This is a genomic window from uncultured Phenylobacterium sp., assembly GCF_902826855.1.
Classification (GTDB): Bacteria; Pseudomonadota; Alphaproteobacteria; order Caulobacterales; family Caulobacteraceae; genus Phenylobacterium.
In genome coordinates, this window is sequence record NZ_CADEGK010000166.1 from 1 (window position 1) to 10,483 (window position 10,483).

Consider the following 10,483-nt stretch of genomic DNA (forward strand, 5'->3'; position numbering starts at 1 on the left):
GATACAGGCGATCTTCACCTCAAACGCCACGCCACTTGGGGAATGCAGGTTGAAAACCTGCCGCTGCTCGGCGATCGAATGGACGACGGTCTCCAGGGACGATCCGCGGTAAGCAACGCCGAAGCGCTCGGCCGCGATCTCGGCGGCCACCTGTTGGACGCCGCGCCGGATCGACCGGAAGTTCTTCAGGCGGTCCTCCCAGAGGAACCAGCTCTGATAAGCGCCGGCCGGATTGTTCCACCACCGGCTCAACAGTTCATGCGTCAGATCTTCGGACACACCTGTTCCCCCTACAGATGCGCATGTTCGCTGCGCCGACCTCTGATCACAAGCCTTCCCCACTGGAAGGAGCATTGACGGTTCCTCTCGCTAAGCTGGCCCGGGCTATAGGCGCGGCCCCGTTTGTGGCGCGGATGTCGGTCCGCTCATGATCCGGCCCTGACCCCACGTCGACGACCGCGCGCCTCAACCCCGCCCCCGAGGCGGCGACCATCGTGGACGCCTTCTAAGCGGCTCCGGACGCTCGGAGACACGTCCAAGGCAAGGGAGCCTGGATGACGACGCTGTCATGATCTTCAGGCGGGTGCCCCGAGCGCTCAAGATCGACTACGCTGCCCGTCATCTGCCGGACGGCCAGCGTGGGCGGACTTCGCGCGTAACACACCTGTTTCGGCAGACTAAATGCGGAAACCGCTATGACCCAGGGACGCATCGTGCCTGTCTACATGACCCGGTCGTGGACGCCGCCGTGCGCGAAGGCACTCGGGTCCTAACCCGAGCTGCCGCACAGCGGTTCATCGCTCCGGGTTGGGAGCGACAGGTGAGGGGGTTATGCTGACGGTGCGTACCCAGATTTGCGACAACCGGCTCGCCCGCTTGAGGAAGATCGTGTCCCGACGCCGACGCGCGACGCAATTCCTGCCGCTTATCGCGCTAGGCGGTCTAGCTTTCGCAACCTTCGCAAACGCCCATCCGGGGGGCCAGACCCCACCAGCGCCGCCGGTAAACCGCAGGCCCAGCGCACCCGTCGTAGCCCCGCCCAGCGTCGCGCCTAAGAAGCTTAGTGAAATCGAGGCCGTTGGGGTCGTGCGCGCTATCGACTCTGCAGGTGGCAGGATCACCATTTCATATGAGCCGATCGAGCACTTGAACTGGCCCTCCGGCACCATGCCGTTTCGAGTGGGCAAGGCCGCATTGCTCAATGGCATGGCGGTTGGGACGAAGGTGCGCTTCAGGCTCGAGAGCCAGGAGATCACCGACCTGAAGCCATTCTAACAGGAACGGACCTCAGACCGAAGACGAGGACGCCAAAGGGCCCGCTCGCCACGGAGCCAAGTGTCTGACCCAGCTGGCAACCCGCCATCTGCCGGCGCAGTGGGGGCCCGGCCTTCCCGGACGCCAACGAGATTCAAAAGAGAAAAATGCGTCAGCGGGAACAGGCCGCAAGCCTTCATGGCCATCGCCTGCGCGGAATATGCGTCTACCAGAGACTAAGCGCAGCTGACGCCAGCGCCCCTCACGGCCTGCGAAGGCCGCGGTTTCCTGATTCAGTTAAGCTGCAGGTCGGAACCCGACTCGCCGATTAGGGTTGACGCCGCATCCATGCCAACGCGGGACGGCCATGCACGCCCACCAGATGATCAGCACGCATCCCCACGTCAGGGGGAAACCCAACAACACCCTTATCCGGTGCATCGAGGCTTGTTACGACTGCGCACAGACCTGCACGATCTGCGCCGACGCCTGCCTGGGTGAGGAGATGGTGCAGCAGCTCACCCACTGCATCCGCCTCAACCTCGACTGCGCCGACATCTGCGCGGCCGGCGGCGTCATCGCTTCGCGTCGGACCGGCTCCAACGAGGCGGTCGTCCAGGCCACGCTCCGTGCGTGCGAGGAGGCCTGCCGCCTCTGCGCGGAAGAATGCGAGCAGCATGCCGGCATGCATGAGCACTGCCGGATTTGCGCCGAGTCGTGCCGGAGCTGCGAGGAAGCGTGCCGCGCTGCCTTGCAGACGTTCCACTGACATCCCCGAAGCCAGGAGTTCATAGATGAGATTGACCGCTATCCTCGCCGCCGCAGCCGCGATGGTCACCACACCCGCGCTGGCCCAGCACGCCGGCCACGACGCCGCTGCGGCCCCGAAGGCGAAGGCTGGGCAGTCGGGCAAGCAGCCTCAGAACGTGCAGCATGGGAACATGGGCGAGCACGGTCACATGGCCATGCAGGAAGACATGGCGACCATGAAGCGGATGCACGACGCCATGATGGCCAAGCAGGACGCCGATCCCGATCGCGCCTTCGCGCTGAAGATGATCGAGCATCACCGCGCCGGCATCGCCATGGCGCAGACGGTCCAGAAGCACGGGGACGACGCCGAAGCGAAACGCTTCGCTCAGAAGATGGCGGACGAGCAGAGCCGGGACATCGCAGAACTGGAGTCGTGGCTCGACCGTCACGGCGGGCGCACCCCCCGGAAGTAGGCGACCGGCGATGAGCTGGCACGTTGCGGCCCTTAGGCCGCGGCGTGCTTTGCGAACACCTGGGTGCGGCCGCCCTCGAGCAGAAGCAGGGTCTCATACGCCTCACGCGAGCCGTTCGGCTGCTCCATCCCAGGAGAGCCAAGCGGCATGCCGGGAACCGTCAGACCCAGCGCCTTCGGCCGCTCCTTGAGGAGCCGCTCAACGTCCGCGGGTGGGACGTGGCCTTCGACGACATAACCCGCGATCACGGCGGTATGGCAGGACGACAGGGGGAACGGCACCCCGTGTTTCGCGCGTATCGGAGCCAGGTCTTCGAGTTCCTGCACCTGCGTCTTGAACCCCGCCCGGGTCATATGCGTCACCCAACCCTTGCAGCAGCCGCACCAAGGTGTCTTGTAGACCACAAGCTCCCGAGGGGCCGGCGCGGCTTGCGCGCACCCCGCCAGCAACATGAGCGCGGTGGGGCCAGCCATGAACAGGCGACGGGAGGGGGTTCGGGAAACACTCACCTTGAACTCCAGCGTGACCGGCGCAAGCACCGGGGTCGGCTTGCAGCGCCGCGCCCAAGATAGGAAGCATTGTCCGCCGCGCCACTCCCGGCAAGCCGCGGCCGAAGGGTCACATGAGGGGCCGAATCCTTTCGGGCGTATAGTAGGTGAGGCGAGTTCCGAGGAGCCATATCCATGAGCCGGCAACTGGATGACGACCTGCGCGCGCTCCGCAGCGACGGCGTCCCGGCTGGCCTGGAGGCTGTGGAGGCAAACGTCTGGCGCGACATCGCCGCGTTGAGGGAGGCGCGTACGACGGCCTCGATGTTCCTGCCGGTCCAAGCCGCCGCCGTGGTGGCTGCGCTCGGCCTCGGAGTCGCGGGTGGGGCGTTCTCGGCGGCGGCGGCGGCGGCGAAGACCCCGGAGATCTCGGCCTTCTCCACCACCGCACATCTCGCGCCGTCCACCCTGCTTGACGAGCCCGGATGACGCGGCTTCTCCGGCCTCTCCTGCTCACCGTCGTGCTGGCCACGCTTGCCGGCGCGATCGGCGCATGGGGCGGGGCGCGCTACATCCTGGCCCGGCACCATCAGCCGTCTCTGCACGAGTTCGTCCATGAAGAGCTGGCGCTCTCGGCGGACCAGCAGCGCAGGCTGGAAGCCCTGGAGCACGAGTTCGCGGTGCGTCGCCGGGCGCGGGAGGCTGAGCTCAGGGCGGCCAACGCCGAGCTGGCCGCCGCCATACAGGCGCGCCACACCTACTCGCCCGAGGTGCAACGCGCCATCGAGCGGTTCCACCAGGCGATGGGCGAACTCCAGAAGGAGACGATCCTCCACGTCCTGGCCATGCGAACCGTGCTCACGCCCGGACAGGCGGCGAAGTTCGACCGTCGCATCAGTGAGGCCTTGACCGACCAGGCGCCGTGACGGACGGCGAGGACACAGACGCGGACCTGGCCGCGCGGGCAGCGGCAGGGGACGACCCTGCATTTGGGCGGCTCATGCGGCGGCACAAGGCGGCGCTGTTCGTCTTCGTTCGCCGATACGTCGGCGACGCGCAGGTGGCGCTCGACGTGGTTCAAGAGACTTTCGTCTCGGCCTGGAAGGCGCTGTCCCGGTATGACGGGCGGCGGCCGTTCGGCGTCTGGCTGCGCGCCATCGCCCTGAACAAGTGCCGGGATCTGGGGCGGCGGCAGGCGGTCCGGCGGCTGGTCTTCGCCGAGCGGAGCACGGACACGGTCGAAGCCGAAGCTCAGCCCGACCCCGCGCCCGACGCCGAGGCGACGCTCGCCGCCCACCAGCGCCGTCTTGCGCTCGACCGCGCCATCGCGCGGCTCCCCGCGAACCTGAAGGGCCCCCTCCTCTTGACCTACTTCGACGATCTGTCGCAGCAGCAAGCCGCCGATCTGCTCGGCGTAAGCGTCAAGACTGTGGAGACGCGGATCTACCGCGCCCGGCAGAAGCTCGCGCGCATGTTGCAAGATTTCTCTGCCGTCTGATCAAACCCAAGGGATCGTCCGGCTGGCCGCGTACTACAATGAGAACGCTGCGCCTTGACCTTCCCGCGCTGGGGACGTCTGGCCCCCCCGACGTGAACCCAGGACCCGACGTGACCAGATCCGGCTTGATCAAACCTCACCGTCGCGGGCTGCTGCAGGCTGCCGGCCTCGCCAGCGGCGCCGCCGCCCTATCCGCGTGGCTGCCCAGCTGGGCGCGCGCCGCGGAACCCGGCAACCGGCCTGCCGCGCTCTCCGGCGAGGACATCAAGCTGACAATTGGTCATGCGCCGGTGACCATCGACGGTCGGCCCGGCCACGCCATTGCCATCAACGGAACGGTGCCTGGGCCGCTGCTGCGCTTCAAGGAAGGCCAGAAAGTCCGGCTCTCCGTCACCAACACCCTGAAGGAGGATACCTCGATCCACTGGCACGGGCTGCTGGTGCCGTTCGAAATGGACGGGGTGCCCGGGGTCAGCTTCCCAGGCATCCGGCCGGGCGAGACGTTCGTCTACGAGTTCCCGATCATCCAGTCCGGCACCTACTGGTACCACAGCCACTCCGGCTTGCAGGAGCAGGAGGGCCACTACGCGGCGATCGTGATCGACCCAGCCGGGCCCGATCCCGTCCAGTATGACCGCGAGCATGTGATCGTCCTGTCCGACTATGTTTTCATGCATCCGCACAAAGTCTTCGAGCGGTTGAAGCAGCAGGGTGGGGTGTTCAACTTCCAGCGCCAGACGATTGCGGGGCTGCTCCGGGGGAAGGATCAGACCCTAGGTGAGCGCATCGAGTGGGCCAAGATGCTGATGGACCCCACCGATATTTCCGACGTGACCGGCGCCGTGCAGACTTTCCTGGTGAACGGACGCGGACCGAGGGACAATTGGACCGGGTTGTTCACGCCGGGCGAGCGGGTCCGCCTGCGGTTCGTCAACGCCGCCGCCCAGATGGTGTTCAACGTCCGCATCCCGGGTCTGAAGCTCACCGTCGTCTCGGCCGATGGCCAGAATGTCCGGCCTATTGAGGTCGACGAGTTTCAGATCGGCAACGCGGAAACCTATGACGTCATCGTGCAGCCGGAAGACCAGGCCTACACCCTGGTGTCGGAAGCGATCGACCGCTCCGGTATGGGACGAGCCACCCTGGCCCCGCGAGCGGGGATGGCGGCGGCCGTTCCGCCGCTGCGAGAGCGTCCGGTCCTGACCATGAAGGACATGGGCATGGACATGTCCTCGCACGGTGGCATGGCCGGGATGGACCACGGCGCCATGCCGGGGATGGCTCCGTCAAAGATGGCCGCTGGAAGCGGCGCGGCGACTGCGTCAGGCGCTCAAGCCAACATGGCCGGCATGGACCATTCGAAGATGACGGCCGGGGCGGCAACGGCTCCAGCCTCTGGAGGTCAGGCCAACATGCCCGGCATGGACCACGCGGCAATGGCGGGCATGGCCTCGTCGACCCTTCCAGGTATGGCCCCGCCCCGCACGCGCGGCTCGGATGTGATGGGCGACATGGGCGGCATGGACATGAACATGCTCGACTGGTCGAAAGTCCCGCAGATCAAGAAGGGGCCCGGGGTCCAGATGATCGCGCCCATGCCGATGGATCGCACCGGCGACCCGGGATTGGGGCTCGAAAGCGTGGGGCACCGGGTGCTGGTCTACAAGGACCTTGTGGCCCTAGACCCGAACCCGGATGCCAGGCCGCCGGACCGCAGCGTGGAGATCCACCTTACGGGAAATATGGAGCGTTTCATCTGGGGGTTCGACGGCTGGAAGTTCAGCGAGGGACCGCCCCCCTACTCATTCGCCTCGGGCGAGCGGGTCCGCGTCACGCTTGTGAACCATTCGATGATGACGCATCCGATCCACCTGCATGGGCATTTCTTCGAATTGGTGCATGCCCCTGTGGGTCATCTGCCGCGCAAGCACACGGTCAATGTGGCTCCTGGCGGGAAAGTAAGCTTCGACATCACCGCTGAGGGCGGCGACTGGGCCTTTCACTGCCACATGCTCTACCACATGCACGCCGGCATGTTCCAAGTCTTCAAGGTGCGGCCGGTCAAGGGAGGAGCCGCATGATGCGCTCTGGTCTCCTCGTTCTCATCGTGCCATTGGCGCTCGCCACGCCGGCGCTGGCGCAGGATCCCCATGCCGGGCATCAGATGCCCGCGCCTCCAGCGCAGACGCCACGAACGGCGGTTCAAGCCGATCCGCATGCCGGTCACCAGCCGCCCGCCGCGCCAGCGGCCGCAGCGCCCAAGCCGCCGGCCGATCCCCACGCCGCGCACCAGACCCCGGCCAGCCCAAAGGCCGCCGGTGCCACGGCTGATCCCCACGCGGGCCATCAGATGCCGGCGACCCCGTCCACGATCCCTTCGACCGATCCGCACGCCGGGCACCAGATGCCCGCTGCACCTGCAGCTGCCGGCGTCGACCCTCACGCCGGGCACGCCATGCCGGGCGCGGCTGCAGGCGGAATGACCGCGGCTCAGCAGCCGGTCGGCAATGCCCCCGCGCCCTCCGTGATCCGGGACAACGCCGCGGACCGGGTGTTCGCCGTGCGGGACATGGAGCGCGCGCGCAGCATCCTGGCGAAAGAGCATGGCGCTTCGCGCATCTCCAAGGTGATGGCCAACTTCCTCGAATGGCAGGATCGGGCTGGAGGCGGCGGTTACCGTTGGGACGTGGAAGGCTGGACGGGCGGCGACCTGAACCGTTTTGTCGTCAAGACGGAAGGCGAAGGCAGCCGCAGCGAGGGCACGGAGCTTGCAGAAGTGCAGGCTCTCTATTCGCGGGCCGTGGCGCGCTACACCGACGTGCAGGTCGGCATTCGGCATGACCTCGAACCCGGCCCCTCCCGGACTCATGCCACGGTGGGGTTCGAGTCCATGTTTCCCTACTGGTTCGAGGTGGAGGGCGCCGCCTTCCTTTCCAACAAGGGCGAACTCCGCGCCAGGATCGAGGGGAGCTATGACTTCCGGCTCACCCAGAGGTGGATCCTGCAGCCGCAAGCGGAGCTCGGCTTCTCAGCTGAGGACATCCCCGAGATCGAGATCGGGTCCGGCGTCACTCACGTGGAACTAGGGTTGCGCTTGCGCTACGAGATCCGCCGCGAATTCGCGCCTTACGTGGGCATCTCGTTCGAGCGGAGCCTTGGACGCACAGCCGACTTCGTTCGTCGCGACGGCGACCGGGTTGAGAACACCACGCTCGTTATCGGCTTGCGGACCTGGTTCTAAGTCGGTGGGGCCGGAGACCGGCCCCACCCCGATCACCGTCGGCCGTAGCTATCGGAATAGGCCGGGTAGCCGTAGCTGCCCCGGTATCCGTAGTCCCCGCTAGAGTAGCCGTAGTCACCCGAATAGCCGTAGCCGTCGTAGCTGCGGCTGTAGCGTGCGTCGCGGTGGTCGGCGCGATGTTCCCGCTTCAGTTCCTTATGGGTCTCACGATGGTCGCGACGGCTGACGAACCCGTGCTCGTGTTCGTGCCGGTGTTCGCGCTCCAGTTGGCGATGCTCCCGGCGATGCTCCCGGTCGCGCCGGTAGCCATTGTCGTCCGCAAACGCAGCGGTCGCCGGAGCGGCGATGGCGAGCGCGACGGCTGCAAATAGAAACGTCTTCATGTGCAACTCCCGCTGGGCGCTGCCAAAGGCCGCGCCGGTATGGATCACACAGTGGGTTCCCCGCGCTGAACCCCGCCTGAACAAACACGACCACGGCGCGAAATCTCCGCCTGCGGGGGTTTCGTCTGCAAACTATGCAGCATGGCCAATGGCGCCTTATAGCGGAGAGCGTGTGGCGCGGTGATTGTCGATAGCGCGTCCGTTCGAAGCGTTGAGATCCATCACGCAAGCGGCACCCCAAGCTCGGCTTCAGACGGTGTGCCCATTGCGGCGCTTACTGAGCGGCTACGGGCGCCAAGGTTCCCAACCACGCTACGAGCCCCAGTATCGCTACGCCGGCAGTGGTCTCCAGCACGAGGCTCGACCTGAGGCGCCGCAGAGCATGGTCCCGGCTTTCGCCTGCTTCGATCGCCGCATGGAGCGCGGGGGTCAGGCGAAACCGATTGGCGGCGGCCAGCGCCAGCATGGCTGCAAAGAGGAGAAGCTTCAGGACGAGCAGCCGCCCGTAGCCGGTGGTCCAGAGACCGGAGATGCGGTCCGGCCCGACCAGGAACCAGCTGTTGACCAGGCCCGACGCCAGCAGCACCGCCACCAGCAGGGTTCCTAAGCCCGAGAATCCGTGGAGGGCGGCATAGAGGGCGCGGGTTCGCTCTGGGCTTGCGCCTCGCGCCAGTAGGAGGATCAGGAACACCACCAGCGCGCCGATCCAGACTGATGCGGCCAGGCTGTGCAGGATGTCACCGGCGAGATGGAAGGCCGCACCGGGTCCCTCGGTGGCGCCGCCGTGACCCATCCACGCCAGGCTTGCCGCCGCCAATGCCCCGAAGAGAGCGACACCCGTCCAGAGCGCGCGGCCGGGTTTCATCGCCAGCAGCAGGACCAGGGCAAGCGCCCCAAAGACGGCGCGGGCCACGGCCGCGCGGCCGATCGTGGTGCCTGACACCATGAACGCCAGCGAGGCGGGCTTGAGCGCCTCCTCGATTGAACCGGCCATCGTTGCCGTCTGCACGACTAGGCCCAGGGCGGCGCCGAGGAGGGTAAGTAGGGCGCCCCCGACCAACAGCCGCCGCGGCCAGCCAAGGCTGGCCGCGGTCATGTTGCCTTGGCGCGGCAGTGAATAGAGGAAGAAGAGCGGCGAACCGAGAAGGATCGCCGCGCCCACGTATTGCGCCAGCCTGACGAAGACGAGCGCGGCCTCGATCATCCGATCAGTTGACCATGAAGGGGACGACGCCGGTCATGCGGTGCCCGTCGCCGGAGGCGGCGTGCCAGTTGATCTTGTAGCTGCCCTTCATGAACGCGCCCGTGGGCGTCCCGGTGATGGTTTTCCCGTCCTTGGAAACGGTCGTCTTCACCGGGACCTTCATGTTGTTGTGCTCGACCATCACGAGCTCAAACCCTGAGAAGGCCGGCGCCAGCTTTTCACTAAAGACCAGGGTGATGACTTTCGGGGCCGCCACCACGGCGTCTGCCGCCGGGTTCGATTTGACGAGCTTCGCGTGCGCGGCGGCCTGGCTGCCCGCAAAAAGGGCGGCGGCAGCCACGGCGATCGCTGGCACAAGGTGAAGTCTACGGTTCATCTGAAGATCCTTATGGGTGGTCCGTCAGTTGGTATACGCGTTGGACGGCGGGACCCCTCGCAAGCCCGATAACTCGCGAGCCATTGACCACACCCGCAATGAGCTTCCCGTGAGCCCGCCCTTCATGCGGCGTTCACTGGGCCGACGCGCTCCAAGGGGCGTGAGCACCTTCGACTGGGCCACGCGACCTCCGCAACAGACCTATTGCTTCTGGATCGCGGTGATCTCTCCGGCGCTGCCGTCCAGCTTCAGGTCAAACGCGACCTTGTCGCCGACCTTCACGGACTTCGCCAGGTCGGGCGAGGCCTTGAAGCTCATGGTCATGGCAGGCCAGTTCGCCTCCGGGATCGGGGCATGATCGATGGTGACGCTGTCGGCGCCGACCGCCGTCACCGTGCCGGTACTCTTCGCCATCTTGGCGTCGGCAGCCATCGGCATGGCGCCCGCCTCAGACGCGGGAGCCGCGGAGGCTGTGGCCGGTGGCGCAGCGCCGTTGGCGGTGGTCGCCTCCTTCTTGCCGCACGCCGTGAGAGAAGCGGCAGCGCCGACGGCCGCGAGGGTCAGGATGAGATGCTTCATGGGGTTTCTCCTTTGGTTGAAGCCGTGGTCCGGATGGTGGGGGGCCGCCTGCGCCGGAGCAGCAGGTAGCCCGCAGGGATAACCAGCATGGAGAGCAGTGGGGCGGTTAGCATGCCGCCGATCATCGGGGCGGCGATGCGGCTCATCACCTCCGACCCGGCCCCGTGGCCAACCAGGATGGGGGCGAGGCCCGCCAGGATCACGGCTACGGTCATGGCCTTGGGCCGGACGCGC

At 66.7% G+C, this 10,483-nt stretch carries 14 protein-coding genes and 1 pseudogene; 8 read left to right on the forward strand and 7 right to left on the reverse strand.

Annotation, left to right across the window (positions count from 1 at the left end; all coding sequences use genetic code 11):
* Positions 1-279, reverse strand: a pseudogene (locus QZV94_RS18920) (hypothetical protein); the annotation flags it as partial.
* A 552-nt stretch (positions 280-831) separates the two neighbouring features.
* Here QZV94_RS18920 and QZV94_RS18925 point away from each other — a divergent pair.
* The 3 genes from QZV94_RS18925 to QZV94_RS18935 all read left to right on the forward strand — a co-directional run bounded on the left by QZV94_RS18925 (position 832) and on the right by QZV94_RS18935 (position 2,480).
* Complete coding sequence (locus tag QZV94_RS18925) at positions 832-1,275, forward strand: copper-binding protein (RefSeq protein WP_293680386.1); 444 nt, start codon at positions 832-834, stop codon at positions 1,273-1,275.
* Positions 1,276-1,621: 346 nt separating this feature from the next.
* A complete protein-coding gene (locus QZV94_RS18930) occupies positions 1,622-2,023 on the forward strand; it encodes a four-helix bundle copper-binding protein (protein WP_293680388.1) in 402 nt (133 codons plus the stop codon).
* 25 nt (positions 2,024-2,048) lie between these two features.
* On the forward strand, positions 2,049-2,480 hold the full coding sequence (locus tag QZV94_RS18935) for a DUF305 domain-containing protein (protein ID WP_293680390.1): 432 nt from the start codon (positions 2,049-2,051) through the stop codon (positions 2,478-2,480).
* 32 nt (positions 2,481-2,512) lie between these two features.
* Here QZV94_RS18935 and QZV94_RS18940 read toward each other — a convergent pair whose 3' ends face one another.
* Positions 2,513-2,932 (reverse strand): DUF411 domain-containing protein, encoded by a 420-nt coding sequence (locus QZV94_RS18940; protein WP_293680409.1) that lies wholly within the window; start codon positions 2,930-2,932, stop codon positions 2,513-2,515.
* A gap of 231 nt (positions 2,933-3,163) precedes the next feature.
* Between QZV94_RS18940 and QZV94_RS18945 the strand changes: the two genes are divergently transcribed.
* From QZV94_RS18945 to QZV94_RS18965, 5 genes are all read left to right on the forward strand, one after another.
* The gene (locus tag QZV94_RS18945) at positions 3,164-3,457 is read left to right on the forward strand and encodes a hypothetical protein (RefSeq protein ID WP_293680392.1); all 294 of its coding nucleotides are present in this window, start codon (positions 3,164-3,166) and stop codon (positions 3,455-3,457) included.
* The gene (locus QZV94_RS18950) at positions 3,454-3,894 is read left to right on the forward strand and encodes a periplasmic heavy metal sensor (protein WP_293680394.1); all 441 of its coding nucleotides are present in this window, start codon (positions 3,454-3,456) and stop codon (positions 3,892-3,894) included. Before QZV94_RS18945 ends, QZV94_RS18950 begins: the two co-directional genes overlap by 4 nt.
* Complete coding sequence (locus QZV94_RS18955; protein WP_293680396.1) at positions 3,891-4,466, forward strand: RNA polymerase sigma factor; 576 nt, start codon at positions 3,891-3,893, stop codon at positions 4,464-4,466. The genes QZV94_RS18950 and QZV94_RS18955 overlap by 4 nt, the downstream gene beginning before the upstream one ends.
* A gap of 128 nt (positions 4,467-4,594) precedes the next feature.
* Positions 4,595-6,547: a copper resistance system multicopper oxidase gene (locus QZV94_RS18960; protein ID WP_293680411.1), complete on the forward strand. Its 1,953-nt coding sequence runs from the start codon at positions 4,595-4,597 to the stop codon at positions 6,545-6,547.
* Between the two features lie 26 nt (positions 6,548-6,573).
* Positions 6,574-7,707, forward strand: coding sequence for a copper resistance protein B (locus QZV94_RS18965; RefSeq protein WP_367254865.1), 1,134 nt, complete (start codon positions 6,574-6,576; stop codon positions 7,705-7,707).
* 32 nt (positions 7,708-7,739) lie between these two features.
* Here QZV94_RS18965 and QZV94_RS18970 read toward each other — a convergent pair whose 3' ends face one another.
* From QZV94_RS18970 to QZV94_RS18990, 5 genes are all read right to left on the reverse strand, one after another.
* On the reverse strand, positions 7,740-8,090 hold the full coding sequence (locus tag QZV94_RS18970; RefSeq protein ID WP_293680400.1) for a hypothetical protein: 351 nt from the start codon (positions 8,088-8,090) through the stop codon (positions 7,740-7,742).
* Between the two features lie 274 nt (positions 8,091-8,364).
* The gene (gene copD, locus QZV94_RS18975; RefSeq protein WP_293680402.1) at positions 8,365-9,294 is read right to left on the reverse strand and encodes a copper homeostasis membrane protein CopD; all 930 of its coding nucleotides are present in this window, start codon (positions 9,292-9,294) and stop codon (positions 8,365-8,367) included.
* A 4-nt stretch (positions 9,295-9,298) separates the two neighbouring features.
* Positions 9,299-9,634: a copper homeostasis periplasmic binding protein CopC gene (gene copC, locus QZV94_RS18980; protein ID WP_367254861.1), complete on the reverse strand. Its 336-nt coding sequence runs from the start codon at positions 9,632-9,634 to the stop codon at positions 9,299-9,301.
* Positions 9,635-9,871: 237 nt separating this feature from the next.
* Positions 9,872-10,249, reverse strand: coding sequence for a copper-binding protein (locus tag QZV94_RS18985; RefSeq protein ID WP_293680406.1), 378 nt, complete (start codon positions 10,247-10,249; stop codon positions 9,872-9,874).
* Positions 10,246-10,483: efflux RND transporter permease subunit (locus QZV94_RS18990; RefSeq protein ID WP_293680407.1), on the reverse strand; the 238-nt coding region annotated here is incomplete at its 5' end. The genes QZV94_RS18990 and QZV94_RS18985, both read right to left, overlap by 4 nt.